Source organism: Arthrobacter sp. UYCu712, assembly GCF_040547005.1.
Lineage (GTDB): Bacteria > Actinomycetota > Actinomycetes > Actinomycetales > Micrococcaceae > Arthrobacter.
Genome location: NZ_JBEPOZ010000007.1, coordinates 149155 through 174380 on the forward strand (window position 1 = coordinate 149155; position 25226 = coordinate 174380).

Genomic DNA, 25226 nt, shown 5'->3' on the forward strand with positions numbered 1-25226 from the left:
CATCCGCACGCCGCGCCCGCGCCCGCGATGACCCACCGCCAGATCATGGAAGCGCTGACCGGGCTGCTGGCCGCATTCTTCACCGCGATCATCAGCAGCACCATCGTTGCCAACGCGCTGCCCACGATCATGTCCGAGCTCAAGGGCACCCAGACGGACTTCGCCTGGGTCATCACCGCGGCGCTGCTCGCCAACGCCGCGACCACGCCCATCTGGGGCAAGCTGGCGGACCTTTTCAACAAGAAAATCCTCGTCCAGCTCAGCATCGTGATCTTCGTGGCCGGCTCCGTCATGGCGGGCCTGTCCGAGACCATCCCGCTGCTGCTCACCGCCCGGGTCATCCAGGGCATTGCGATGGGCGGACTGACCGCCCTGGCCCAGGCCATCATCGGTTCGATCATTCCGCCGCGTGACCGCGGAAAGTACTCCGGCTACATGGGCGGCGTCATGGCCGTCGGTACCGCGGGCGGCCCGCTGCTCGGCGGCTTCATCGTGGACAGCCCGCTGGGCTGGCGCTGGACCTTCTTCGTCTGCGTCCCGCTAGCCGTCGTCGCACTCATCCTGCTGCAGATCACCCTGAAGCTGCCACACGTCAAACGGCCGGCCAAGATCGACTGGCTCGGTTCCATCCTGCTGACCTCCGGCGTGAGCCTCCTGCTGATCTGGGTTTCCTTCGCCGGCAACCCCGACTACTACGACTGGTGGTCCTGGCAGACCGCCGCCATGGTCGGCGGCGGTGTTCTGCTCCTGGCCCTGCTGGTCGTGGTGGAATCCCGGGTGGCGCAGCCCATCATCCCGCTGAAGATCATCTCGGAGCGGACCACCGCCCTGGCCATCCTGGCCTCGGTGGCCGTCGGCGTCGGCATGTTCGGCTCGTCCGCGTTCCTGGGCCAGTACTTCCAGGTGGCCCGCGGCGCCAGCCCCACCGAAGCCGGGCTGCTGACCCTGCCCATGATCGCCGGCAACCTCATCGGTTCCGTCGTCTCCGGCCAGCTCATCAGCCGCACCGGCAAATGGAAGCGCTACCTCGTCGCCGGCGCCGTCTTCCTGATCGGCGGGCTCGGCCTGGCCGGGACCATCGACCACACCACCGACCTCTGGCTGACCGGCTTGTACACCGGGATCCTGGGGCTCGGTCTCGGGCTGCTGATGCAGAACCTGGTCCTGGCCGTGCAGAACACCGTCCGGGCAACCGATATCGGCACCGCCAGCGCATCCGTGGCGTTCTTCCGCTCGGTCGGCGGCGCCATCGGGGTTTCGGTCCTCGGCGCCATCCTCGGAAACCGGGTCAAGGAGCTCGCCACGGAAGGGCTCGCCGCGGCCGGGATTCCCGTCTCCGGCGGTTCCGCGGGCGCCAGCCTGGACCTGCAGGACATGCCGGCTCCGGTCCGCGAGATCATGCGCGCCGCCTACGGCGATGCAACGGCGGAGATCTTCCTGATCTCGGCGATCATCGGCATCGTGGCGCTCGTGGCGATCCTTTTCATCAAGGAACAGCCGCTGCGCCGCACCGTGGACATCCAGCCGGAGGCGGCCGCCGCTGCAGCCGTTCCCGGTGCGGGCGGGGACCTCGACGGCGCCGCACTGGCAGGGGGCGCACTGGCCGCCGGCGGGAGCGCAGCAGGCGGGAACGCCGACGGCGGGAGCGCTGCCGTCCGGAACACGGGCGCCGACGACGGTGACCGCGTTCCTGCAACGGGGATCGTCGATCTTGACCGGGAGTTCATCGAGGTCCTCAGCCGCCAGCGGGCCGGCGAGACCCGGACGGCCGACCGGGACGGTGCCCGGACCCGGGCGCGCACCATGCTGGCCGATACCCGGACGGAAGCCGACGACGTCGTCCCCGTGCTGCTCCACACCCAGCAGCTGCTGGCCGAACAGCAGCTCCAGCTGGCGGAAGCACTGCGGGCCGTGAACCAGCAGGCAGAACTGCAGCGCGACATTGCCGCCGGGCAGACCAGGGTCAGCGCCGAGCTGACCACCCTGCGCCGCCAGCTCGCGAAGGAGCGGAAACTGCAGCGCGCGGCGGCCGACTACATCGCGACGCACGGCCGGCACCGCGGCGAATAGCCGCCTGCCCGCAGCTCCGCTGACAGGCCCCGCGGCCCCCGGAACGCGGGGCCGCGGGGCCTGTCAGTCGGTGGCCGTTTGCGTCACAGGCGGTGTCCGTACGCCGTTTGGATGATTTTTAGGTCTCGGAGTTCCCGGCCCGCAAGCGATTCCGTAGAGTTGGAGCGCTAAGGCTGTCGGACCCACCTGCTATTACTGGGAGCATCATTTCGATGTTCCCTCTTCAGTCTTCACTCCGGCCTCAACTATTCGGTATTCCTAAGGACTCGTGGGCATGCTTGTCACCCTCATACGGCGCTATTCCAAGCCGTATCTGCCGTACATCGCGGCCGTCATCATCTTCCAGCTGGCCTCGACCATCGCGGCCCTGTACCTCCCCAGCCTCAACGCGCAGATCATCGATGAAGGTGTCTCCCGTGGCGACACCGACTACATCTGGCGGACCGGCGGGCTGATGCTCGTCGTCGCGTTGGTCCAGGTCGCCACTGCGATCGCCGGTGTGTACTTCGGCTCCAAGGCTGCGATGGCGTTCGGGCGGGACCTCCGCCGCGGCGTGTTCCGCAAGGTCAGCAGCTTCTCCGCCAAAGACGTCAACGTCTTCGGCGCCCCCACGCTGATCACCCGCGGCACCAACGATGTCCAGCAGGTGCAGATGCTCATGCTGATGGGGCTGAACTTCATGGTGGCCACGCCCATCATGTGCATCGGCGGCATCTTCATGGCCCTCCGCGAGGACCTCAACCTGTCCTGGCTGGTCTGGGTTTCGGTGCCCTTGCTGGTAGTCGTCGTGGGCTACCTCGTGGTCCGGCTCATGCCGCTCTTCCGCTCCATGCAGACGAAGATCGACCGGCTCAACGGGATCCTCCGCGAGCAGATCATCGGCATCCGCGTGGTCCGGGCCTTCGTCCGCGAACCCCACGAGACGGGACGCTTCGGCGCCGCGAACAAGGAACTCACCGACGTCTCGCTGAAGATCGGCTCCCTGTTCGTGCTGATGTTCCCCGCCATCGGCATGATCCTGCACGTCTCCACCGCCGCTGTGCTCTGGTTCGGCGGCCAGCGCGTCGACGCCGGGGACATGCAGGTCGGCTCGCTGACGGCCTTCCTGCAGTACCTGCTGCAGATCCTGATGGCTGTCATGATGGGCACGTTCATGGCGATGATGATTCCGCGCGCCTCCGTCTGCGCGGACCGCATCGCTGAGGTGCTCGACGTCGAACCCTCCATCCACGAGCCGCTTACCCCGGTTGCCCCGACCCGCAAGGCCGGCCGGGTGGAGTTCCGGAACGTGTCCTTCGCCTACCCGGGCGCCGAGGCGCCGGTGCTGAGCGACATCAGCTTCACCGCCGAACCCGGCCAGACCGTGGCGATCATCGGCTCCACCGGTGCCGGCAAAACGAGCCTGCTGGCCCTGCTGCCGCGGCTTTACGACGCCGCCTCCGGTGAAGTGCTGCTCGACGGCGTCCCCGTCACCAACCTCGACCGCGCGGACATCACCCAGCGCGTCGCCATGGTGCCGCAGCGTCCCTACCTCTTCTCCGGAACCATCGAGCACAACCTCCGCTTCGGAAGGCCCGAGGCCACGGACGAGCAACTGTGGGACGCCCTGACCGTGGCGCAGGCCGCGGACTTCGTGCGGGAAAAGCAGAACGGGCTCGGTTCACGCATCGCCCAGGGCGGCACCAACGTCTCCGGCGGCCAGCGGCAGCGGCTCTGCATCGCACGGGCGCTCGTCACCGAACCCAAGGTGTTCCTGTTCGACGACTCGTTCTCGGCCCTCGACGTCGCCACCGACGCCAGGCTGCGCCGGGCACTGAAGGCAAAAACCGCGGACGCCACAGTCATCATCGTCGGGCAGCGCGTTTCCACCATCGCCGACGCCGACCAGATCCTGGTCCTGGACAACGGACGGATCGTCGACCGCGGCACCCATGAAGAACTCCTGGAGAGCTCCAGCACCTACCAGGAAATCGTCGAATCCCAGCTGAGCGCGGAGGCAGTGGCATGAGCACCAACGAAAAGATCGCCAAAGCCCCGGACGCGGCACCGGACGACGACTTCTATGAGGAGGAATACAAGCCCGGCGAGGCCGACGGCGGTATGTTCGGCGACATCCCCGCCAAGAAGGCCGAGCACTTCTGGCCCTCCGCGAAGCGGCTGATGGGGCTGCTCAAGCCGGAGCGGACCGGCATCATCGCGGTCCTGGCCATGGTGACGGTCGCCGTCGTCCTCAATGTGATCGCGCCCCGGATCCTGGGCCAGGCGATGGACGTGATCTTCGGGGGAGCGGTGGGCAAGCAGTTGCCTTCCGGGGGCACCAAGGACCAGTTCGTTGAGGGCCTGCGGGCCCAAGGCGAGAACAACTTCGCCGACATGATCTCCAAGATGGAACTCATCCCCGGCGTCGGCATCGACTTCCAGAAACTCGCCTACCTCATCAGCGTCGTCCTGGTGATGTACTTCGTCGCCAACATCTTCCTCTGGCTGCAGGGCTACGTCCTGAACATCCTGGTCATGCGGGTGGTCCGCCAACTGCGCGACGACACCGAGAAGAAGCTGAACAAGCTGCCGCTGAACTACTTCGACACCCGCCAGCGCGGCGACATCCTTTCCCGGGTCACCAACGATGTGGACAACATCCAGCAGGCGCTCCAGCAGGCCTTCGCCCAGCTGGTGAGCTCCGCGCTGACCGTGATCGGCATCGTGATCATGATGTTCATCGTGTCCTGGCAGCTGGCCCTGATTGCCCTGATCGCGCTGCCGCTTTCCGGCGTCGCCGCCGGCATCATCGGCTCCCGCAGCCAGAAGCTCTTCGCCGCCCAGTGGAAGAACACCGGCGAGCTCAACGGCCAGATCGAGGAATCCTTCTCCGGGCACGACCTCGTCCGGGTCTTCGGCCGCGACGCGGACATGCTGGCCCGGTTCGACGAACGCAACGAAGCCCTCTACAAGGCCAGCTTCGGCGCCCAGTTCGTCTCCGGCGTGATCATGCCGGTCATGCAGTTTGTGTCCTACCTCAGCTACGTCGGCATCGCGGTCGTCGGCGGACTGCGCGTCGCCTCCGGCGGCATGAGCCTGGGGGATGCCACCGCCTTCATCCAGTACTCCCGCGAGTTCACCCAGCCGCTGGGCCAGATGGCAGGCATGGCCAACATGCTGCAGTCCGGTGTCGCCTCCGCGGAACGGGTCTTCGAATTCCTCGACGCCGACGAACAGGATGCCGAGACCGCCACCGAGCACCTTCCGGCCAAGACGGACGGCCATGTGGACTTCCGGCACGTCACGTTCAGCTACACGACGGACAAGCCCCTGATCGAGGACCTCTCCTTCACGGCCGAACCCGGGCATACCGTCGCGATCGTCGGCCCCACCGGCGCGGGCAAGACCACCCTGGTCAACCTCGTGATGCGCTTCTACGAGCTCCAGGGCGGCAGCATCACGCTCGACGGCGTCGAGATCACCCAGCTCAGCCGTCCGGAGCTGCGCTCCAAGGTTGGCATGGTGCTGCAGGACGCCTGGCTGTTCGGCGGCACCATCTACGACAACATCCGCTACGGCAAACTGGACGCCACCGAGGAACAGGTGATGGAGGCCGCGAAAGCCACCTTCGTGGACCGCTTCGTCCGCGCCCTCCCCGATGGCTACAACACCATCATCGACGAGGAAGGCAACAACGTCAGTGCGGGCGAGAAGCAGCTCATCACCATCGCCCGTGCCTTCGTGGCAAACCCCTCGCTGCTGATCCTGGACGAGGCCACGAGTTCGGTGGACACCCGCACGGAAGTCCTCGTGCAGAAGGCCATGGCCGCGCTCCGGACCGACCGCACCAGCTTTGTCATCGCCCACCGGCTTTCCACCATCCGCGACGCCGACACCATCCTGGTGATGGAAGCCGGCCGGATCGTGGAGCAGGGTCGCCACGCCGAACTGCTGGAGCTGAAGGGCGCCTACTACCGCCTGTACATGTCCCAGTTCGCCGGCGAGGACGCCGAGGCGGCCTTTTCGGAAGACACGGCAGACGATGCCACGGCGGTGCACAGCTGAGCGCCGCACCGGCCGGGCAGGTCGCCGCCGTGGACCCCCGGCGCATCGAGGTGCAGGTGCCGACGCGCTGGAGCGACATGGACGCCTATGGCCACATCAACAACGTGCAGATCGTCCGGATCCTGGAGGAAGCCCGCATTGCGGCGTTCGGCCCGCCCCGCGGTGCCGGCCTGCCCGGGACCGAGCCGCCGGTCCCGCTGTTCAGCGAGGTCCCGGAAGGCACCCTGGCCTTAGTGGTAGAGCACAAGATCCGCTATGTCAGGACGCTCGAATACCGCAACGTGCCGGCGCTGGTCCAGCTCTGGATCGGCGCGGTGAAGGGGGCAAGCTTCGACATCCACTACGTGGTGCAGGACCCCGTGACCCGGGAGGAATGTGTCCGCGCCACGAGCCACCTGGCCTTCGTGGAACAAGCCACCGGGCGCGTGCTGCGGCTGACCCCGGAACAGAAGGAGAAGCTCGCCCTGTTCACTCCGGCGCATCCGGGCCCTGCCGTCCAGCACCGTTAACCCCTACCTCGGTGCTGGGATCGCCCCTAAAATGAATCACCTGCAGTCGATGAGTCCAGGTAGTCCAGGAAATCCAATGAGCCCAGGAACAAGGAGCAGCGATCATGGTGAACCGACAGAAGAAGAACGCCCGCAAGAAGGCGTGGAAAGACCTCTCGCCGACGGCGAAGTTTGGCACCATCGCCGCCGCCATCGTCCAGCTCTCGCTGTTGGTCGCGGCCCAGACGGACATCACCCGACGCCCGGCTGATCAGATCCGCGGCAGCAAGGCCATGTGGCGGGTGGCCACCCTGGTCAACTTCGTCGGCCCCGGCAGCTATTTCACCTTTGGCGTCAAGCGGCGTCCCGCCGTCAAATAGCCGCGGCCGGGCCGGGGTTCTATGCCTACTTGTCAGTAGCATCCGGACGTCCCATGATGCGGGCGTTCAGCTTAAGCCTGTAAATTGAAGGCATGACCCCATCCAAAAAGCCTGCCATGCACCGCGCCCTCGGCATCTCCAAGGAGATTGAGGACGCGGCGTGGTTTGTTTTGGGGCCCGGTCTGCTGGGCAAGGCGTCGGCCCTGGACGGCCGGACCAAGACGTGGTCGGTACAGGCTGCCGCGGAGTTGCTCGAACGCCTCGAACGCGGTGTCCCGGACTCCAAGGCGCCCATGATGACCAACCTGCGGGAGAACCTGGCTGGTGCCTCGCGGGGGGCCAAGCAACTGGCGGTCGAGCTGCTCTTCCTCCAGTCCCTGCCGCTGGCCCACGAGGTGAAATCGCTTAAGGTCAAACGCGCCAGGGTGGCCGAGGCCGCATCATGGCTCGAACCGCCGCTCGAACTTCCGGACGAGCTCTACGCCGGCATGACGGACCACGGCGTCATCCGGGACCGCACGGCCGAATTCAACTGGACCATCTGGGACCACCTCAAATGGCAGTGCCGCTTCGTGCAGCACGTCGCCCAGCGGCCCGCCGGCGTCGTCGCTGCTGCGGTCAAGGACCCGCTGGCGTTCCACCAGCTGGTCGCGGGCACTCCCGGAGACCAGCCCGCGATCCGCCGCAGCATCGAATTCCTGGTCTGGCCCAGCTACTTCGAACCGGTGGTGGCCGACGTCGAACGCCAGGAAATCCGCGACGCCTTCGCCTCCCTCGTGGGCGGCGCCAAGGGGAGCAGCGACGAGGAAATCTCCGCGGACATCCACCGGATCCGGCTGCACCTCGACGAGCAGGCAGGCCAGCGGATCGACTGGTACTCCCGGCAGCTCGTGAGCCAGTGGCGCAAAGTCGGCGACCCCGGGCGCCGCGCCTGGCTGCTGCGCACCCACCAGGACAACGCGGACCTGCTCGGCCACTGGCAGACCGACGAAACGGTGACGCTCGACGTCGAACACCTCCGTCTGCTGGATCCCGGCGTCACCGCCGGGCTGGTCCAGCACGCAGTGGATGAGGATTACAAGCACCTCGGCTATGTGGAACGCGAGGACACCAAGACCGCCGTCTTCGCGTTCCTGACCGTGATGAAGCCCGGCGACCTGACCCTGTACCAGCACTCCGGCGCTGTCCGGGTGGGTGTGGTCCTGGGCGAACCGGAGCACCATGAGGACAACCGGCGGCTGCGCCGCAAGGTCCGCTGGTTCGACGAAACGCACAACATGACCGAGCTGCCCCGGCACGTGCAGCGGCAGCTGGCCACCTCCGGGATCATTGTGGACATCACCCGCGTCATCCAGGCGCTCGAGGCCCTGCTGCCGACCGAAGCGGAAGCCGATGCCGGCGACGGCACCGAACCCGACGCCGTCGTCGAACCTGCCTGCGAGGGATTCCGCCCCCTGACGCCGGAATTCGCCGCCTCCCTGCACATGGACCTGGATCCGCTCCAGGAGATCGCCGAGCTCCTGGAGGAGAACCGGCAGCTGGTGCTTTACGGCCCGCCCGGCACCGGCAAGACCTACCTCGCCAAGCACCTCGCGGCGCAGCTTGCCGGCGACACCACGGACGAGCGCGTGAAGCTCGTGCAGTTCCACCCCTCCTACGCCTATGAGGACTTCTTCGAGGGCTTCCGCCCGGACAAGACCGATGAGGGGCAGGTGTCCTTCAAGCTCGTGGCCGGTCCGCTGCGCCGGATCGCCGAGGAAGCCGCCAAACCCGGCAACGAGAGCAAGCCGTACTTCCTGATCATCGACGAGATGAACCGGGCGAACCTCGCCAAGGTCTTCGGCGAGCTGTACTTCCTGCTCGAATACCGGGACGACAGAATCTACCTCCAGTACAGCCCTAACGAGCCGTTCACCCTGCCGGACAACCTGTACATCATCGGCACCATGAACACCGCGGACCGGTCCATCGCCATGATGGACGCCGCCATCCGCCGGCGTTTCTCCTTTATTGAGCTGCACCCGGAGACGGAGCCGGTGAAGGGCTCGCTGCTGCGGTTCCTGCAGGCCCGGGAGCTGGACACGACGCCTGCCCTGCTGATGGATGCGCTCAACGACGCCATTGACGAGTGGGACCGCGACCTTATGATTGGGCCGTCCTACTTCATGAAGAAGTCTGCCCAGACGCCCAAGGGGCTGCGCCGGATCTGGAAGTACGAGCTGATGCCGCTGCTCGAGGAGCACTACCACGGCCAGCTCAACCGGGCCCAGCTGGAGGAACGGTTCGGACTGGACCAACTGCTCGCCCGCCTTGCGCACGCCTAGCACTGGGGCTGCCGGCGCGTCTGGCGCGCGGCCCGCGGCGGGTGCCGGCGGGGGCCCGCGTCCCGGGGCGGCGCCGCTGCGCCGGGTGGTGCTGGATGAGCTCTCCATCGGCGTGGCGGAGCGGCTGGACGCTGCCAGCGCCGCCTACATCAACGGCAGCGGGCTCGCGAAGGCCTCGCCAATGGGCATGGGCCTGTACCGGATCGAGCCCGTCGGGAAGGTGGGCTCGGTCCGCACGCCCACGGTGCAGCTCGAGGTGCGCCCCAAGGAGCGGCTGGGCCTCGGGCGGCTGTTGTTCCTGCTCGGCTACGCGGGGGACCAGGGCTTCCGCGAGGATTCCGTCGCCGCCGTTGAGGACACGGAGCTGTGGAGTGCCCTCGCCGAATCGCTGGCGCAACTCGCGGACCGTGCGCTCAGCCGGGGGGTGCTGCAGGGCTACCTGAACGTCGACGAATCCCTCCGGACGGTCAAGGGCAGGATCCGCATCTCGGACCAGATTTCCCGCCGGCCCGGCATGTTGGTCCCGCTGGAAGTTTCCTATGACGAGTTCACCGAAGACATCGCGGAAAACCGCATCCTGAGGGCCGCGCTGGAGCGGATGTCCCAGGTCCCGGGCGTGCGCCCGGACGTCCTGAGCCGTTTGCGCCAGTTGAAGGGGAAACTCGCCGCCGTCACCCGGCTGCAGTCCGGTGCCCCGCTGCCGGTATGGCGCGCCAGCCGGATGAACACCCGCTACCACACGGCCCTCCGGCTCGCCGAGGTGATCCTCCGCAACGCCTCCGCGGAGGCCGGCGACGGAAAGCAGCAGTCGGCGTCGTTTGTGGTCGACATGTCCAAGGTGTTCGAGGACTTTGTCGGGCTGGCGCTGCGGGAGGCCATGGCCGCGTTCCCGGGGGAGATGCGCCTCCGGTACAACGCCTTGCTCAATGAGGCAGTCCGCGACTCGGACCGGATCGTGGTGCAACCGGGCGCCGTGCATCTGCTGGGCGGCCGGCCGGTGATGGTCTACGACGCCAAGTACCAGGCGGCGGCCGACGTCGGCGCTTCGCTGTCCGGGGACCACTACCGGATGCTGGCCTACTGCACGTCACTGCGGGTCCCGACGGCGTGGCTCATCTATCCGGGAGCCGGCGAGGTGAAGCTGCGTCGGATCCTGAACACGGACATCGACATTGTGGAATTCCCGCTGGATCTGTCCAAGCCGCCGTCGGAGATCCTGGCCTCCGTGGCGGACCTGGCGCAACAGTCCTGGGGCGAAGTCGTACGGCAAGCCACCATCAGCCGGTGACGTCATGTGACGGCGCGGCGGGTCGTTCCGCCGGACTCGCGTGCCCGAGCCAGTTCGGCCGCTTCTAGCCGGCTTCGTCCCGCCGGGCTGACATGGAGTGCAAGTGGCCCAGGAGGGCCTTTTCCGGCCTGCCGGGATTGGCGTAGACATGCCGGCGAAGTTTTTCGCGCACCTCCGCGTCTTCAGGCGCAGTGTCGGCGAGAATTTCATCAATGATCGCCGACACCTGCCTGCGCAGGGGTTCCAGATCCGCACCGACCTCGTGGGCCCGCCGGTAATCCTGGAGCCGGGTGACGGCGGACGGTGTGGGGTGTGGCATGTCGGTGGTCAGAGACTCATTGGACATCAGCGAGTGCGGCATCTTGCGCTCTCCCGTGGGTCTAGTAGTAATCGAGCAATTGCGGACCGAAAAGCGTCCAAGTCCCCGGATTCGAATTTTACCTGAGACAGACAATTCTGTCTTGTATTGGGATAGACTATTTTTGATGTCACTTTCGACTAATCCCGCTCCCAAGGCGTCCACGCTGGAAGGTCCAAGCGGCGACGCTCTTCCCGCGACCGGCGTGCGTGGGCGGATTCTCGACGTGGCCTACGAATTGTTCTCCCGGCGTGGCGTCCGCGATGTAGGCGTCAATGAACTGATTAGCCGGTCCGGAGTGGCCAAAGCAAGTTTCTATCGGCATTTCGCCTCCAAGGACGAGCTCGTGCTCGCCTTCCTGGAGCGCAGGGACCAGCAGTGGACCGTGGACATGATCGTCTCCGAGGCCCGTCGCCGGGGGGATACTGCGGAATCCCAGCTGCTCTCGATCTTTGACGTCTTTGCCGACTGGTTTGCCCGTGATGACTTCGAAGCCTGCTCGTTCATAAACATCCTGCTTGAGATGGGAGCTGGCCATCCCCTCGGTCAGGCCAGCATCGACTACCTCGCCAAAATCCGGGGCCATGTACAGCAACTCGCCGAGGAAGCCGGGTTGCGGGACCCGGAAGGCTTCTCCCGCTCCTGGCACATCCTTATGAAGGGGTCGATCGTTTCCGCAGCGGAAGGGGACCGGGCTGCCGCCGGACGTGCCCGCGAGATGGCTGGCTGGCTGATTAGCAGTCACCGCCGCGGCTGAGTTCCTGCCCGTCGGGGACTGTTCCGGCACCTAGGCCTAACCGGTAGTTTCGGTCCCGCAGAGGAAAGCGTTCAGGTGTTGTTCCAGCGCTTGCGGATCCTTGAGTTCGCACTCCCAGACGGTGAGCGCTTTCCAGCCTGAGGTCTCAAGCTGGCGCAACTGTTCGGCGTCGCGGGTTCTGGTGCGTGTCCGCTTGGTCTCCCAGAATTCGGCGTTGGCCTTGGGTGCATGTTGCCCCACCCTGCAGTCGTGGAAGTGCCAGAAACAACCGTTGACGAAAATGACCTTGTGGCGGCTGGCAAAGACCAGATCGGGGCTGCCTGGGAGCCTTCCGCCGCCGGCCGAGCCGTGCAGCCTGTAGCGGTATCCCTTGGAGTGCAACAGTTTGCGGACCAAGAGTTCAGGCTTGGTGTTCTTACCCCGGATGCGGGACATATTCCAGCTGCGCCGCTCCGGTGTCAGCTTGTCCGCCATGGTTTAAGTCTAGGCGGCGGCCGGGTCGTCGCTGCCTAGATTTCCCGCTCCGGCTGTTCGCCAAACTCGAAGTGGCGGCCGGTGACCGACGTCGGTTCGATCTCAACGTAGAAGTCCTTCAGCGTGGGAACCCAGGACTTCAGATCCAGCGCCTCCGCCGCGGCAATGTCCGCGGACAGCTGCAGGATGCGTGCGTTGCCCCGGAGGACCACGGACCAAGCTTCCTCCGACAGGATGCCGTCGGTTTCGAAGAGCACCTTCGAGTTGATGGTCAGTTCGGCCAGTTTGTTGCCTGGCGCCGTGCGGAGGTACAGCTTCCTGCCGCCCACCGCGTAGTTCACCGGGAAGATGTCCGGCTCCCCGGCGACGGTGACCACCAACCTGCCGTGCCTCGTGCCCTCGAGGAGCTTCCAAGACTGCTCTTCGTCCAGATTGAGGATGGGATTGCCGTCTGCATGTTCGAACATCATGGCCTTATTGTTCTGTCCTCGTGAGGCAAAGCGCTAGAGGCCAACGGGACTATGACGGCGTGCGGACGGGGCTCCTTCCGCCTGTGGACAACCCTGACGGTCAAAATGTGATGTCGGTTACCCTTAAGCCATTGTTTGGCTTCAAGCGTCTTGATTTTCTATCGGGGAGTAGCTGACCATGACATCTCGCACCTTGTTCTCCAGCAGCACACGAATCCGCGCGGCCGCCCTCGCTGCCGCATTGCTGATGTCGGTCACCGCCTGCACCGGGGGAGGTCCAGCCCCGAGCGATTCACCGTCCGTCGGGTCCCCAAGCCCGTCGCAATCGTCGACGCCGAGCGTCACCCCGAGCCCTGCTCCCAGTTACAAACCGGCCGATGCCTCAGGAAGAGCCCAGAACGTCCCGGTCCCGGTGCTGCCCGAGGCGGCGAAGACGGAGACGAAGGAAGGCCTGGAGGCCTTTGCGCGGTACTGGTTTCAACTGCTCAGCTACGGGTACGAGACCGGCGATACATCCAGCTTGGATTTGGTCACGGCCCCGGGATGCGAGCTATGTGTGAATGTGACCCAGGCAATCAGTTCCAGCTACGACGGGGAGAACTGGCTCGCAGGTGGACGAATCGAGACACCAACCGTTAGTACAAATTATGTGGCGCAACCAGATGGTCATTACCAAGTCATAGCGCAAGTGCAGCAGGCGACGATCAACTACTACAGGCCGGGAGGAATCGAGTTCCGGAAGCCGACACCGCGGTCAGATACTGGAAACGTCATGGTCGGTGCGTTCGAGGGAGGAGCCTGGCAACTTACCGGGCTGCATCCAATCCGATGAACCAATCAACCTTCCGTCGTTGGAGTCACGTCCCTAGAATTGCCGCCACCTTACTTGTCGTGGTTGGCCTTCTATTCGTACCGGCCCTAGGATTCGCCGAGGACAGCGGTGTCGACGCGGGTTTCGGAAATCAAGGAGTCAACGTTGGCGGGTGGCGGCTGGATCCCGCCACAGGCAAATTTGTTGCCCTCCAGCCGGGAGCGCCCTCCGCCGACCCCCTCCAATACAAGTACGAACTTCAATGTCACTTGGGCGGAGGCGACTTCGATACGGATTGCCTGGCGGTCCTCGTCGATTGTAAGAACGGGCCAGACGGCAAAGAAGGTATCCCGGTCGTTTGGCTCAAGGCGCCAGCTGGGATCGCGAACCCCTCGTGGACCTACCACTCCGGCCCCACCTGCCTCTTTGATCCCCGGCCAGAGGAATTGCTGCCCCGTATCGCTGCCATGATCCAAACCGAGTTTCAGAGGCTTCCAATCGCGGCAGGAACCGTGACGGCCCAGCCGAGCCCGCACACCCTGCGGGGAGCGGAAACCAACTTCTATGCGGACGCAGCGGAACAGCAGTTCGACGTCACGATCCTGGCTCAACATGTCCACGTCGTCGCAAAGCCCGCGGAATACACCTGGAGCTACGGCGACGGGTCTGCGCTCGGTCCCCAGACGGCGGCCGGCGGACCGTTGCCACAGGAACGCTGGGGCGAAAAGACCCTGACCAGCCACGCGTACACGCAAACAGGGGACTTCTCGGTGGTGCTGACAACCCATTTCCGGGGTACGTACTCCGTGAACGGCGGCCCGCCCCTGCCCATCCCCGGCCAGGGCTCCTTCAGTTCGGCGCCGCAGCCGGTAAGCGTGTGGCGCTCGATCACCAGGAATTACGCTGACGACTGTCTCCGCAACCCCCAAGGCCAGGGCTGCCCCGGCGTCGCCGCGCCAACTCCCTAGAATCGTCCGAATGCCCCATACCGCCGGCCCTATTCCGGCCAATCACTACAGGTGACGGTCGCCGTCGTCGTCCTGCCCACGTCCGCCGATCCCTTAGTGATCCGAGTCTCAGATGGAATAGTTGCAAGCGCTGTGCAGTTTCCGACAGTGAACTAATCCACTGTGAAAGGAACTGCGCATGCTGTTTTCCCCGATGACCCTCGGCGAGCTGGAGCTGCCCAACCGACTCGTGATGGCGCCGCTTACCCGCGTTCGCTCCGGAAAAGAAGGAATCCCCGGCCCGTTGGTAGTCGAACACTACCGTCAGCGCGCCTCGCTCGGCTTGATCGTCAGTGAGGGCACCTACCCCAGCCGCGCAGGCCGAGGCTTCCCGGGCCAGCCCGGGCTCGTGACCGATGAACAGCTCAAGGGCTGGGCCGACGTCACGTCGGCCGTGCACGCCGAGGGCGGCCGAATTTTCGCCCAGGTCATGCACGCCGGCCGGGTGACCCACGAGGACACCACGGGTGGCTACGAAGTAGTGGCACCCAGCGCCATCGCCATCGACGGCGAGACCCGCACCTACGAGGGAAAGAAGCCGTTCCCTGTTCCCCGCGCCCTGACCACGGATGAACTGCCGGCCATCCTCCGGGAATTCGTGACGGCGTCCCGCAAGGCCATCGATGCGGGGTTCGACGGCGTGGAGCTGCACTCCGCCAACGGTTACCTGCTGCACGAGTTCCTCACCCCGGCCGGCAACCAGCGCGACGACATCTACGGTGGCTCGCCGGAGAACCGCGCACTCTTCGTGATCGAAGTTGCCAAGGCCGTGGTCGATGCCATTGGCGCAGACCGCGTGGGCATCCGCATCTCGCCCGAGCACAACGTCCAGGGAGCCCTGGAGCTCGACGCGGCAGACGTCCGGGAAACCTACGGGATTCTGGTGGACGCGCTGGCTCCGCTGAAGCTGGCCTACCTCAGCATCCTGCACAAGGACCCCACCAGCGAGCTGGTCCAGGACCTGCGCGCACGGTTCAACGGCACGTTCCTGATCAACACCGGCTTCGGCATCGTCACTACGCGCGACGAGGCCACCGCGCTGGTCGCAGACGGCCACGCTGACGCCGTCGTCGTCGGACGCCCGGCCATCGCCAACCCGGACCTGGTGCGCCGCTGGCGTGAGGGCCTGCCGGTCAACGAGGCGGATCCGGCGACGTTCTATACCGAGGGTGCAGTGGGCTACACCGACTACCCGGCCTACCAGAACTAGGGCAGAGCAGCAGCACCTCCACCGCTGGACATGTCCAGCCTTGGCCACAAAGAGTGGGCAGAACACCATTCTGCCCACTCTTTGCGTCAAAGAATGGGCATGTCCTCTCCTATAGGATCTGAACATGCAACTAGCTTCCTCCGGGAACCGCCCCGAGGGCCATTTCGCGGGACGACCTGTCAGCCGCCAGGTCCTCGCTGACCACGTCTATGAAGAACTTCTGGCGTCGCTGATGGACGGCCGGCTCGAGCCCGGGGCCGCGGTAAGCATCGATGGAACCGCGAGGGAGCTCAATGTTTCGCCCACACCGGTGCGCGAGGCGCTTGCCCGGCTCGAGCACACCGGAATGGTTCGGAGAGTGGCGCTCAAGGGGTACCGGGTTGCGCCGATGTTCACCCAAGAGGACTTCGCCGAGCTCATGGAAGCGCGGCTGGCCATCGAGCCCGTCAACGCCCGCTTGGCGTGTGCCCGGCTGACGCCGGCGCACTATGCCGAGCTGGCCAAGGCTGTCGCGGACCTCGAGAAGGCGCCGCGGGGCCCGTCGTTTGCCGAATACCGGGACTATCTGGAAGCAGATGAGCGCTTCCACCGGCTGATCGCGGAACAGACCGGCAATCAGTTTATGGTGGCCGCCTATGCTGCCCTCGGGGGACAGGTCCAGCGCTTCCGGCTCTTTGGCGGCGCGGGCATCACGGACGCGGACCAGGCGATCGCCGAGCACCAAGCGGTCCTCGACGCGCTCTCTTCGGGCGACCCGGAGAGGTCCGCGGCCGCCATGGCAGAGCACGTGCAGAAGGTGCGCGGCCGCGCCATCGCGGACGCTCCCGCAGACTAATCTCCCTCCCGCGGGTCGGCCGCAACGGGCCCCCGCAACATTATTTTGTGACCCCCTTCACAGCGGATCAAGGACCCTATAGGATCTTCGATTGTGGCGTCTATGGTGCCGGCCTAGGGAGTCACAAGGGAGTGAAGAGTGTAAACGGAAACTTTGGCCGCTGGGCCCAAGGAATCAGCAACACGCCGCACCATCAAAAATCTGCGGTGGTGGATCCTCGGCTGGGCGCTGGCCGCCGGCATCATCAACTACATGGACCGCAGCGCGATCTCCATCGCCGCGCCGCAGCTCATCAAGGAATTCGGCATGACCCGGACGGACATTGGCCTCCTGGGCACCGTGTTCTCCTGGACCTACGCTTTTGCCCAGCTGCCGGCCGGCTGGCTCGTGGACAAGCTTGGCGCCCGCCGGATGTACTTCTTCACCATCGCGGGCTGGAGCATCGCTACCGCGCTGATGGCCATCGGCGGCAAGATGTGGCAGTTCATCACCTTCCGCTTCCTGCTCGGCGTCACAGAAGCACCCAACGGACCGGCCATTGCCCGCCTGTCCTGACCGCCATCGTGCTCGCCTTCGGCTGGCAGGCCATCTTCCTCTTCCTCGGCGTCGCGGGCCTCGTTCTGGCACTGCCTTCGCCGCGAAGCAGGCGCAAGCTGACATGTGATCTTGACAACATCACTTCAGATAGTAGATCCTATAGGAAACAGGATTCCACAAAGGAGTGAACCCCATGGCTTACGCAGCCGAAAACTGGCCCATCACCGCGGCCCTGCTGCAGTTCCCGGGCACCGACGCGCTGGGCACCCACGTCAACGACGCCGATGCCTCCGCCTGGGCCGAGGTCTTCACTGAGGTCAAGGACGCCGGTTTCGCCGACGCGGACCTCACGGACAGCTGGGTCCGTCCCGGTGACCTGAGTCCGGCCCGGCTTGCCGAGTTCAAGCGGACCGCCGAGACCGTGGGCATCGGTATTCCGGTCATCTCCGCGATCCGGCGCAGCGTGATCGAGGAAGGGAACTGGGAGGCGAACCTGGCCTACAGCCACCGCACCATCGACGCCGCGGCCGAGCTCGGCTGCGAGGTGGTCTCCTTCGGCCTGCACCAGGCGCTCACTCCGGAGCAGCAGAAGCAGCTCTGGTTCTGGACCCTCGAGGGGCACAAGGACCCGGTAGGCGACAAGGAAACCTGGGGCAAGGCAGTAACCCGGCTGCGGGAACTGGGCCGGCACGCGGCCGACGCCGGTGTGCTGCTGTCCCTGGAGATGTATGAGGACACCTACCTTGGCACCGCGGACCAGTCCGTGCAGCTGGTCCAGGACATCGGCCTGGACAATGTGGGCCTGAACCCGGACATCGGGAACCTGATCCGGCTGCACCGCCCCATCGAGGACTGGCGCGAAATGGTCGCCAAAACCCTGCCGTACTCGAACTACTGGCACATGAAGAACTACATCCGCGACGAGGACATCGCCCGCGACACCTACGTCGCTATGCCCGCCCCGATGGAGTCCGGCCTGATCAACTACCGCGAGGCGTTCAAGGTCGCCCTCTCCGTGGGCTTCCAGGGCATCCTCTGCACCGAGCACTACGGCGGCGACGGCCTGTCCGTCACCGCCTCCAACCAGGACTACCTGCGCCGCCAGATCCTGCCCAAAACCGACGGCTACGCCCTCGGCCAGAGCCGGGTGGCCCAGGGCCGCCAACAGCCCGCAGCCTCGGCGCTCAGCAGCGTCTGACCCGGCGTCTGACCCGGCGTCTGACCCGGCGTCTGACACCGGGGCCCGGTGCGGCCGTCAAGCTATTTGGGGGCGGCCGCACCACCCCAGCTCCAACTCAGCTCTCTACCCAAAGCATTAGTTCTCCAACACGGATTCAATGAGGAACCATGACCCAGATCTTCGATAATCCCGCTGATTTCGCGGATGAGGCACTGGACGGCTTTGTGGCCGCCAACCGCGGCTATGTCGCCCGGGTGGACGGCGGCGTGGTCCGCTCCACCGAGGTCCCCGCCGGGCAGGTCGCCCTGGTCATCGGCGGCGGCTCCGGGCACTACCCGGCCTTCGCCGGACTCGTCGGGCCGGGCCTGGCCGCCGCCTCGGCGTGCGGGAACATGTTCGCCTCGCCCGCGGCCGGGCAGGTCTACCGGGTGGCAAAGGCCGCCAACGCCGGCGGCGGGGTGCTGCTGAGCTACGGGAACTACGCCGGGGACGTCCTGCACTTCGGCCAGGCCCAGCTGCGCCTGAACGCCGAGGGCATCGAGACCCGCACGGTCCTGGTCACCGACGACATCGCCTCCGCAGCGCCGGAACAGATCGAAAAGCGCCGCGGGATCGCCGGGGACCTGACGGTCTTCAAGATCGCCGGCGCCGCGGCCGAGGCCGGCCAGGCCCTGGACGACGTCGAACGCCTCGCCATCAAAACCAACCACCGCACCCGCTCCCTCGGCGTCGCGTTCGGCGGCTGCACCCTGCCCGGCGCGGACGCACCACTGTTCACCGTCCCGGAAGGCCAGATGTCGCTGGGCCTGGGCATCCATGGCGAACCCGGCATCTCCGAACACCCGATGCCAACCGCCTCCGAACTCGCCGACCTCCTGGTCACCAAACTCCTCGCGGACAAGCCGGAGGACGCCGGCACCCGGGTCGTCGCGATCGTCAACGGCCTCGGCACGGTCAAATACGACGAACTGTTCCTGCTCTTCGGCAAGATCGAGAAACTCCTCACCGCCGCGGGACTGACCGTGGTGGAACCCGAATGCGGGGAACTGGTCACCAGCCTGGACATGTCCGGGCTCTCCCTGACCCTGCTCTGGCTCGACGCGGAACTCGAACGGTACTGGGCCGCCCCCGCGGACACTCCGGCGTTCCGCAAGGGCAACCTCGCGCCCCGGGCCCGCCGCGAACTCGCCGCAGCCGACGAGACCGCCGCCGAGGAGCTTGAATACACCACCGCAGCGGCGGCAGCCCTCGGCCGGCTGGCGGCCGACCTGCTTGGCCAGACGCTGAACGTGATCATGGAGCATGAGGAAGAACTCGGGCGCCTGGATGCCATCGCCGGGGACGGGGACCACGGGATCGGCATGCGCCGCGGTGTGGACGCGGCAGTCGCCGCCGCCGAGCTGAGAGCGGGGGCAGGAGCATCCGTGGAACGCATCCTGACCGCAGCCGGGGAGGCCTGGAGCGAACGTGCCGGCGGTACCTCCGGCGCGCTCTGGGGATCGGCGGTCATCGCGGCCGGCCTCGCCCTGGGCAACCGCGAGTCCTACTCCGGCCAGGACGCCGCCGCGGCGGTCACGGCCTTCGTTGACGCCATCACCGAACTCGGCAAGGCCGAACCGGGGGATAAGACCATGGTCGATGCGCTCCTGCCGTTCCGGGACGCCTTCCTCGGCGCGCTCGACGGCGGCGCGTCCGTGGGCGGCTCGCTCGCAGCAGCAGCGGAAGCCGCCACTGCCGCCGCAGACGGGACCTCCGGGTTGCGTCCGCTCAAGGGCCGCGCCCGCCCGCTCGCCGAAAAGAGCCTCGGCCACCCTGACCCCGGCGCGGTGTCCTTCGCGCTCATCGCCACACGGATTTCTGCACACACCAAAACTTCCAGCACAGGAACCCGGCTCGCTCACTTCGAGCCGTCGGAACTAGGAGCAAAAGCATGAGCACAACAACAGGCTGGCGCATTGTCGTCGGCAACGATGAGGCCGGGGTCGAATACAAGAACGCCCTGAAGGCGCTGCTCGAGGCGGATCCCCGTGTGGCGTCCGTGCTGGATATTGGCGTCGGACCTGACGACTCCACCGCCTACCCGCACCTCGCAGTCACCGCGGCCAGGAAGGTGGCCGAGGGCGACGCCGACCGGGCGCTGCTGATCTGTGGCACGGGCTTGGGCGTGGCCATCGCGGCCAACAAAGTCCCCGGCATCCGGGCCGTCACCGCGCACGACAGCTACTCGGTGGAACGCTCGGTCCTGAGCAACAACGCCCAGGTCCTCACCATGGGCCAGCGCGTCATCGGGCTGGAACTGGCCAAGAAGCTCGTCGGCGAATGGCTCAGCCACCGCTTCGACGAAAACTCCTCCTCCGCCGCCAAGGTGGACGCCATCTGCTCGTACGAACCCGAATACACGAAGGCAGTCTGAACATGACCGAATCAACAGAAACCGCAGCCGCCATCAACTCCGCCCGGAAGATCGCCGTCGTCGGCTCCGGTTACATGGGCGGCGGGATCGCCCAGGTCCTGGCCCTCGGCGGGGCCCGGGTAGCGCTGGCCGACGTGTCGGCCGAAGTGGCGCAGAAGAACTACGAGCGGCTGCTGGCCGAATCCGATGAATTCGTTGCCGCGGGGCTCTTCCCGGCAGGCTCCACCGCCATCCTGAAGGAGAACCTCTGGGCCGCCAAGGACATCGAGGAAGCGGTGGCAGACGCGGACTTCATTGAAGAGGCCGTCCCCGAGGTCCTCTCCATCAAGCACCAGACCCTGGCCCGGATCAGCGCCGCGGCCCGGCCGGATGCCATCATCGGCTCCAACACCTCCACGATCTCCATCGCGGACCTCTCCGAACCCGTCGCCCACCCGGAACGGTTCCTGGGCGTGCACTTCTCCAACCCCTCACCCTTCATCCCGGGCGTGGAAATCATCCCCCACGCAGGCACCTCCGCGGCCACCGTCGGCGCCGTCCGTGACCTCGTACACGCCGCCAACAAGCAGACCGCGGTCGTCAAGGACGTCACCGGGTTCGTGCTCAACCGGCTCCAGTACGCGCTCTTCCACGAGGCCGCCCAGCTGGTGGAACAGGAAATCGCGACCGCGGAAGACATCGACACCCTGGTCCGCACCACCTTCGGCTTCCGGCTGCCGTTCTTCGGCCCCTTCGCGATCGCCGACATGGCCGGCCTGGACGTCTACAACTTCTGCTACAAGTCCCTGCAGACCGACTTCCCGGAACGCTTCGCCACCCCGAAAATCCTCACCGACCTGGTCGAGGCCGGCAAACTGGGCACCAAAACCGGGGCCGGCTTCCTCGACGTCCCCGCCGAACGCACCCCCGAACTCATCGCCTACCGGAACAAGGCCTACGTGGCCATGCAGAAACTCATCGACGAGCTCGGCCCCGCCCCCATCTACTGAACTCCCACGTTCACTTCCACACTTTCAGGAGCACACCCATGAGCACTTTCCCCGCAGAACGCACAGCGATCATCACCGGTGCCGTATCCGAGCGAGGCATCGGCCGCGGCACCGCCAATTACCTGGCGGCTCAGGGCTGGAACATCGGCATCATCGACCTCGATGACGCACGCTGCAAGGCCGCAGCCAAGGAAGTCGCCGCCGAGCACGGGGTCAAGGCCTTCGGTGCCGGCGCCAACGTCTCCGACGAAGGCTCGGTCCGTGCAGCGATCGACGCCATCGAGGCGGAGCTGCCGCAGATCGTGGCCCTCGCCAACGTGGCCGGCGTCAGCTCACCGGTGCCCTATCTGGAGCTCGACGCCGCCGAGTGGGACCGCGTGCTCAATATCAACCTCAACGGCGTCCACTACGCCACCCGCCGCGTCGCAGAGTCCATGGTGAAGAACAGGATCGGGCGCATCGTGAACATTTCCTCGGTCTCCGCGCAGCGTGGCGGCGGCACGTTCTCCAAGACGCCGTACTCGGTGGCGAAGGCCGGAGTGATCGGCCTGACCCGGGCAACGGCCCGCGAACTCGGCGAGTACGACATCACCGTCAACGCCATCTCGCCCGGCCCCATCGACACCGACATCATGGGCGGCACCCTCAGCGAGGAACGCAAGGACGAACTCACCAAAGACCTCGTGGTCAACCGCGTTGGCTCCACCCGGGACATCGCAGCCGCCATCGCCTTCCTCATCAGCGAGGACGCCGGGTACATCTCCGGCCAGACGCTGAATGTGGATGGCGGACTCTACATGCACTAAGGAAGAAGCATCGTGGCACAACACAGCCAAACCCCCGCCACCTCCGGATTCGCATCCTGGAGCAAAGGACGGAAGATCTACCTAGCCGTCGGGATCCTGGCCTGCCTGGCCGGGATATTGATCATCGCTCTTTCGCGCTAGAACCAATCCTTGCGGCCGGATCCGGCCGCTTCCCATGCACCTGATTCACCCACTGAGTTACACCACTGATTGCTCGACGAGGAGTTTTTGATGTCCGTAACAACAACGTCCACGCGGGACCTTCTGGAGACGCCGGTCCTTAAATCGGCCATCTCCAAGGCCTCCCGCCGGCTGATGCCCATGCTGGTCATCCTCTATGTGGTTGCCTTCCTGGACCGCACCAACGTGGGCTTCGCCGAAGCCGCCCTCGGAGTGGACAAGGGCATCACCGCCGGCGCCTATGCCCTGGGCGCCGGGATCTTCTTCATCGGCTACGCCCTGTTCGAAATCCCCAGCAACCTGCTCCTGACCAAGTTCGGGGCGAAGGTGTGGCTGGCCCGCATCGCCATTACCTGGGGCATCGTCTCCGCCTGCTTCGCGTTCGTCCAGGGCGAGACGTCGTTCATCATCCTGCGGTTCCTGCTGGGTGTCACCGAGGCCGGGCTGTTCCCGGGCGTCATCATGTTCCTGGCCGCGTGGTTCCCCAACAAGGTCCGCGTCAAGATGTTCGCGATCTTCTACCTGGCCCAGCCGTTCTCCCAGATGATGGGCGCCCCGCTGTCCGGCTGGCTGATCAACATCGGCGACCAGGTGCCCGGGGTCCAGGGCTGGCAGGTCATGTTCTTCGTGGAGGGCATGCTGGCGGTCATCGCCGGTGTCGCTGCGTACTTCTTCCTGATCAACAGCCCTCAGGACGCCAAATTCCTGAACAAGGACGAGAAGAATGCGCTTCTTGAGGTCATGGCTCTTGAGGACACCGTCAAGGAAGAGTCCGGCCCGCGCGGCGTCGTGGCCGCCATGAAGAACGGCAAGGTCTGGTACTTCACCGTCATCTACTTCTGCCTGCAGATCGCCGTCTACGGCGTCACCTTCTACCTGCCGCAGCAGGTGGCCCAGCTGACCGGACAGAAGGTGGGCATCGCCGTCGGCCTGATGGCGGCCATCCCGTGGTTCTTCGGCATCTTCGCCTGCTACTTCATCGGCAAGGCCGCCAACACCGTGGTCCGCCGCCGGATCTGGGGCACCGGGCTGTTCATCTCCACCGGGCTCTGCATCTTCGGCTCCGCGTGGGCCGGCGCCAACCACATTCCGGCGCTCGGCATCATCTTCATCACCCTCGCCGTATGCAGCTTCCTCTCCATCGGCCCCATCGCCTGGTCCTACCCGACGGCCTTCCTCACCGGAACAGCTGCCGCCGCGGGAATCGGCCTGATCAACTCCCTCGGAAACCTCGGCGGCTTCGTCGCCCCGATCCTGCGGACCTCGGTTAACCAGATGACCGCCTCGGACACGGGAACCATGGGGGTCTACGCCCTGGGTGTGCTTCCGTTCCTGGCCGCAGCCATGATGTTCGCGACCCGCCGCTTCAAGAACAAGGCCGACGAACTGCTGGAGCAGTAAGGTCTTCCAGCGCCCATCAACTGGATCCAGCAGAAAGCAACAGCACATGCAGCAGAGCCCCGGCAGCCAGACCTCCAGCACACGCATCCTCGTGGGGGTCAGCACCAAGATGTACCTCGGCTACCGGGACAGCCTGGACTGGCTGGAGCGGCTGCGGCACGAAGTGGACACCCGTCCGGCCCTCGCGGCCGGGCGGGTTGTCCCGTTTGTCATTCCGTCCTTCCCCGTCCTGCCCGCGGCAGCCCGGCTCCTCGAGGGTTCGCCGGTGCTGCTCGGGGCGCAGAACTGCGGCTGGGCGGACGGCCCCTGGACCGGGGAAGTGGCGCCGTCCATGCTCGCGGAACTCGGGGTCCGGCTCGTGGAGATCGGCCATGCCGAACGCCGTGAGCACTTCAACGAAGACGACGCCATGATCACCCTCAAAGTCCGGGCCGCGGACGACGCCGGGCTCACGCCACTGTTGTGCGTGGGGGAGCGCGACGGCGGTCAGCCGGCGGCCGCCGCGGACTTTGTGTACCGCCAGATCGAGTCGGCCGTCGACGGCGGCTGGGACCTCGCCGGCCGGCTCACCATCGCTTACGAACCCGTCTGGGCCATTGGCGCGGCGGAACCCGCCGACGCGGCGTACGTGTCCAACGTCGTCCAACGGCTCCGCGTACAGCTCGCCGCCGCCGGGCTGCAGGAGCTGCCGGTCATCTACGGCGGTTCGGCCAAACCTGGACTGCTGCCAACCCTCGACGGCGTCTCCGGCCTGTTCCTGGGACGGTTTGCGCACGACCCCGCGAACTTCGGCACGGTGCTGGACGAGGCACTCCGGCTGGCCGAAGGCATCTCCGCGGCCGCCACCGCCACCGATGGACATGTCCCACCCTGGTCATGAGCAATGGGCAGAATGCCACTGTGCCCACTCCAGGCATCTAGGAATGGACATGTCCACCTGCTCCTGAGCTGTCCGAGGGACATGCCCCACCCTGGTCATGAGCAGTGGGCAGAATGCCACTATGCCCACTCCAGGCATCCAAGAATGGGCATGTCCCCCCCCTGAACGTGAGCCGCCCGATGGACATGTCCTACCTTCGTCGGAAACACCGAGGGACATGCCCCACCCTTGTCATGAGCAGTGGGCAGAATGCCACTATGCCCACTCCAGGCATCTAAGAATGGGCATGTCCCCCCTGAACGTGAGCCGCCCGATGGACATGTC

At 65.9% G+C, this 25226-nt stretch carries 24 protein-coding genes; 20 read left to right on the forward strand and 4 right to left on the reverse strand.

What is annotated here, in order from left to right:
• The first annotated feature begins 27 nt into the window (after window positions 1-27).
• The 7 genes from ABIB51_RS09560 to ABIB51_RS09590 all read left to right on the forward strand — a co-directional run bounded on the left by ABIB51_RS09560 (window position 28) and on the right by ABIB51_RS09590 (window position 10594).
• Window positions 28-2070 carry an MFS transporter gene (locus ABIB51_RS09560; protein WP_502916102.1) on the forward strand — a complete coding sequence of 681 codons (2043 nt, stop codon included), beginning with the start codon at window positions 28-30 and terminating at the stop codon, window positions 2068-2070.
• A 274-nt stretch (window positions 2071-2344) separates the two neighbouring features.
• A complete protein-coding gene (locus ABIB51_RS09565; RefSeq protein WP_354187705.1) occupies window positions 2345-4078 on the forward strand; it encodes an ABC transporter ATP-binding protein in 1734 nt (577 codons plus the stop codon).
• Complete coding sequence (locus ABIB51_RS09570) at window positions 4075-6114, forward strand: ABC transporter ATP-binding protein (RefSeq protein WP_354187706.1); 2040 nt, start codon at window positions 4075-4077, stop codon at window positions 6112-6114. Before ABIB51_RS09565 ends, ABIB51_RS09570 begins: the two co-directional genes overlap by 4 nt.
• 77 nt (window positions 6115-6191) lie before the next feature.
• Window positions 6192-6623, forward strand: a complete 432-nt coding sequence (locus tag ABIB51_RS09575; protein ID WP_354187740.1) for an acyl-CoA thioesterase — start codon at window positions 6192-6194, stop codon at window positions 6621-6623.
• A 104-nt stretch (window positions 6624-6727) separates the two neighbouring features.
• Window positions 6728-6982 carry a hypothetical protein gene (locus tag ABIB51_RS09580; protein ID WP_354187707.1) on the forward strand — a complete coding sequence of 85 codons (255 nt, stop codon included), beginning with the start codon at window positions 6728-6730 and terminating at the stop codon, window positions 6980-6982.
• A 92-nt stretch (window positions 6983-7074) separates the two neighbouring features.
• Window positions 7075-9306 carry an McrB family protein gene (locus tag ABIB51_RS09585; protein WP_354187708.1) on the forward strand — a complete coding sequence of 744 codons (2232 nt, stop codon included), beginning with the start codon at window positions 7075-7077 and terminating at the stop codon, window positions 9304-9306.
• Window positions 9307-9397: 91 nt separating this feature from the next.
• Window positions 9398-10594 (forward strand): 5-methylcytosine restriction system specificity protein McrC, encoded by a 1197-nt coding sequence (locus tag ABIB51_RS09590; RefSeq protein ID WP_354187741.1) that lies wholly within the window; start codon window positions 9398-9400, stop codon window positions 10592-10594.
• Window positions 10595-10658: 64 nt separating this feature from the next.
• On the opposite strand, the gene ABIB51_RS09595 is transcribed toward ABIB51_RS09590, so the two are convergent.
• On the reverse strand, window positions 10659-10940 hold the full coding sequence (locus tag ABIB51_RS09595; RefSeq protein ID WP_354187709.1) for a hypothetical protein: 282 nt from the start codon (window positions 10938-10940) through the stop codon (window positions 10659-10661).
• A 139-nt stretch (window positions 10941-11079) separates the two neighbouring features.
• Here ABIB51_RS09595 and ABIB51_RS09600 point away from each other — a divergent pair, with 139 nt between their 5' ends.
• Window positions 11080-11709 (forward strand): TetR/AcrR family transcriptional regulator, encoded by a 630-nt coding sequence (locus tag ABIB51_RS09600; protein WP_354187710.1) that lies wholly within the window; start codon window positions 11080-11082, stop codon window positions 11707-11709.
• Between the two features lie 36 nt (window positions 11710-11745).
• Here the strand turns inward: ABIB51_RS09600 and ABIB51_RS09605 are convergent, their stop codons facing one another.
• The 3 genes from ABIB51_RS09605 to ABIB51_RS09615 form a co-directional block, all read right to left on the reverse strand.
• Window positions 11746-12183: a very short patch repair endonuclease gene (locus ABIB51_RS09605; protein ID WP_354187711.1), complete on the reverse strand. Its 438-nt coding sequence runs from the start codon at window positions 12181-12183 to the stop codon at window positions 11746-11748.
• Window positions 12184-12218: 35 nt separating this feature from the next.
• Complete coding sequence (locus ABIB51_RS09610) at window positions 12219-12653, reverse strand: pyridoxamine 5'-phosphate oxidase family protein (RefSeq protein ID WP_354187712.1); 435 nt, start codon at window positions 12651-12653, stop codon at window positions 12219-12221.
• A gap of 141 nt (window positions 12654-12794) precedes the next feature.
• Window positions 12795-12998 (reverse strand): hypothetical protein, encoded by a 204-nt coding sequence (locus tag ABIB51_RS09615; RefSeq protein WP_354187743.1) that lies wholly within the window; start codon window positions 12996-12998, stop codon window positions 12795-12797.
• Here ABIB51_RS09615 and ABIB51_RS09620 point away from each other — a divergent pair.
• The 12 genes from ABIB51_RS09620 to ABIB51_RS09675 all read left to right on the forward strand — a co-directional run bounded on the left by ABIB51_RS09620 (window position 12901) and on the right by ABIB51_RS09675 (window position 24902).
• Window positions 12901-13485, forward strand: coding sequence for a DUF6318 family protein (locus tag ABIB51_RS09620; RefSeq protein ID WP_354187742.1), 585 nt, complete (start codon window positions 12901-12903; stop codon window positions 13483-13485). The genes ABIB51_RS09615 and ABIB51_RS09620 overlap by 98 nt on opposite strands.
• 491 nt (window positions 13486-13976) lie before the next feature.
• Window positions 13977-14432, forward strand: coding sequence for a hypothetical protein (locus ABIB51_RS09625; RefSeq protein WP_354187713.1), 456 nt, complete (start codon window positions 13977-13979; stop codon window positions 14430-14432).
• 178 nt (window positions 14433-14610) lie between these two features.
• Complete coding sequence (locus tag ABIB51_RS09630; protein WP_354187714.1) at window positions 14611-15681, forward strand: alkene reductase; 1071 nt, start codon at window positions 14611-14613, stop codon at window positions 15679-15681.
• A 124-nt stretch (window positions 15682-15805) separates the two neighbouring features.
• A complete protein-coding gene (locus tag ABIB51_RS09635) occupies window positions 15806-16516 on the forward strand; it encodes a GntR family transcriptional regulator (RefSeq protein ID WP_354187715.1) in 711 nt (236 codons plus the stop codon).
• A gap of 153 nt (window positions 16517-16669) precedes the next feature.
• Entirely contained in the window at window positions 16670-17071 is a 402-nt protein-coding gene (locus ABIB51_RS09640) for an MFS transporter (RefSeq protein ID WP_354187716.1), read from the forward strand.
• A 175-nt stretch (window positions 17072-17246) separates the two neighbouring features.
• Window positions 17247-18251 carry a sugar phosphate isomerase/epimerase family protein gene (locus ABIB51_RS09645; protein ID WP_354187717.1) on the forward strand — a complete coding sequence of 335 codons (1005 nt, stop codon included), beginning with the start codon at window positions 17247-17249 and terminating at the stop codon, window positions 18249-18251.
• 149 nt (window positions 18252-18400) lie between these two features.
• Window positions 18401-20167, forward strand: coding sequence for a dihydroxyacetone kinase family protein (locus ABIB51_RS09650; protein WP_354187718.1), 1767 nt, complete (start codon window positions 18401-18403; stop codon window positions 20165-20167).
• Window positions 20164-20646 (forward strand): ribose-5-phosphate isomerase, encoded by a 483-nt coding sequence (locus ABIB51_RS09655; protein ID WP_354187719.1) that lies wholly within the window; start codon window positions 20164-20166, stop codon window positions 20644-20646. The genes ABIB51_RS09650 and ABIB51_RS09655 overlap by 4 nt, the downstream gene beginning before the upstream one ends.
• A 2-nt stretch (window positions 20647-20648) precedes the next feature.
• Window positions 20649-21635 carry a 3-hydroxyacyl-CoA dehydrogenase family protein gene (locus ABIB51_RS09660; protein WP_354187720.1) on the forward strand — a complete coding sequence of 329 codons (987 nt, stop codon included), beginning with the start codon at window positions 20649-20651 and terminating at the stop codon, window positions 21633-21635.
• Between the two features lie 38 nt (window positions 21636-21673).
• Window positions 21674-22441, forward strand: a complete 768-nt coding sequence (locus ABIB51_RS09665; protein ID WP_354187721.1) for an SDR family NAD(P)-dependent oxidoreductase — start codon at window positions 21674-21676, stop codon at window positions 22439-22441.
• A gap of 231 nt (window positions 22442-22672) precedes the next feature.
• Window positions 22673-24022 (forward strand): MFS transporter, encoded by a 1350-nt coding sequence (locus ABIB51_RS09670; protein ID WP_354187722.1) that lies wholly within the window; start codon window positions 22673-22675, stop codon window positions 24020-24022.
• A gap of 46 nt (window positions 24023-24068) precedes the next feature.
• On the forward strand, window positions 24069-24902 hold the full coding sequence (locus ABIB51_RS09675) for a triose-phosphate isomerase family protein (RefSeq protein ID WP_354187723.1): 834 nt from the start codon (window positions 24069-24071) through the stop codon (window positions 24900-24902).
• The last annotated feature ends 324 nt before the right edge of the window (window positions 24903-25226 follow it).

Excerpts from the sequence above, each read along its gene's own strand:
- ABIB51_RS09650 (WP_354187718.1), top strand. The coding sequence starts at position 18,401 with ATGACCCAGATCTTCGATAATCCCGCTGATTTCGCGGATGAGGCACTG.
- ABIB51_RS09670 (WP_354187722.1), top strand. The coding sequence starts at position 22,673 with ATGTCCGTAACAACAACGTCCACGCGGGACCTTCTGGAGACGCCGGTC.
- ABIB51_RS09610 (WP_354187712.1), bottom strand. The coding sequence starts at position 12,653 with ATGATGTTCGAACATGCAGACGGCAATCCCATCCTCAATCTGGACGAA.
- ABIB51_RS09675 (WP_354187723.1), top strand. The coding sequence starts at position 24,069 with ATGCAGCAGAGCCCCGGCAGCCAGACCTCCAGCACACGCATCCTCGTG.
- ABIB51_RS09635 (WP_354187715.1), top strand. The coding sequence starts at position 15,806 with ATGCAACTAGCTTCCTCCGGGAACCGCCCCGAGGGCCATTTCGCGGGA.
- ABIB51_RS09570 (WP_354187706.1), top strand. The coding sequence starts at position 4,075 with ATGAGCACCAACGAAAAGATCGCCAAAGCCCCGGACGCGGCACCGGAC.
- ABIB51_RS09630 (WP_354187714.1), top strand. The coding sequence starts at position 14,611 with ATGCTGTTTTCCCCGATGACCCTCGGCGAGCTGGAGCTGCCCAACCGA.
- ABIB51_RS09595 (WP_354187709.1), bottom strand. The coding sequence starts at position 10,940 with ATGTCCAATGAGTCTCTGACCACCGACATGCCACACCCCACACCGTCC.
- ABIB51_RS09645 (WP_354187717.1), top strand. The coding sequence starts at position 17,247 with ATGGCTTACGCAGCCGAAAACTGGCCCATCACCGCGGCCCTGCTGCAG.
- ABIB51_RS09655 (WP_354187719.1), top strand. The coding sequence starts at position 20,164 with ATGAGCACAACAACAGGCTGGCGCATTGTCGTCGGCAACGATGAGGCC.
- ABIB51_RS09560 (WP_502916102.1), top strand. The coding sequence starts at position 28 with ATGACCCACCGCCAGATCATGGAAGCGCTGACCGGGCTGCTGGCCGCA.
- ABIB51_RS09660 (WP_354187720.1), top strand. The coding sequence starts at position 20,649 with ATGACCGAATCAACAGAAACCGCAGCCGCCATCAACTCCGCCCGGAAG.
- ABIB51_RS09605 (WP_354187711.1), bottom strand. The coding sequence starts at position 12,183 with ATGGCGGACAAGCTGACACCGGAGCGGCGCAGCTGGAATATGTCCCGC.
- ABIB51_RS09665 (WP_354187721.1), top strand. The coding sequence starts at position 21,674 with ATGAGCACTTTCCCCGCAGAACGCACAGCGATCATCACCGGTGCCGTA.
- ABIB51_RS09565 (WP_354187705.1), top strand. The coding sequence starts at position 2,345 with ATGCTTGTCACCCTCATACGGCGCTATTCCAAGCCGTATCTGCCGTAC.
- ABIB51_RS09575 (WP_354187740.1), top strand. The coding sequence starts at position 6,192 with ATGGACGCCTATGGCCACATCAACAACGTGCAGATCGTCCGGATCCTG.
- ABIB51_RS09585 (WP_354187708.1), top strand. The coding sequence starts at position 7,075 with ATGACCCCATCCAAAAAGCCTGCCATGCACCGCGCCCTCGGCATCTCC.
- ABIB51_RS09620 (WP_354187742.1), top strand. The coding sequence starts at position 12,901 with ATGTCGGTCACCGCCTGCACCGGGGGAGGTCCAGCCCCGAGCGATTCA.
- ABIB51_RS09600 (WP_354187710.1), top strand. The coding sequence starts at position 11,080 with ATGTCACTTTCGACTAATCCCGCTCCCAAGGCGTCCACGCTGGAAGGT.
- ABIB51_RS09580 (WP_354187707.1), top strand. The coding sequence starts at position 6,728 with ATGGTGAACCGACAGAAGAAGAACGCCCGCAAGAAGGCGTGGAAAGAC.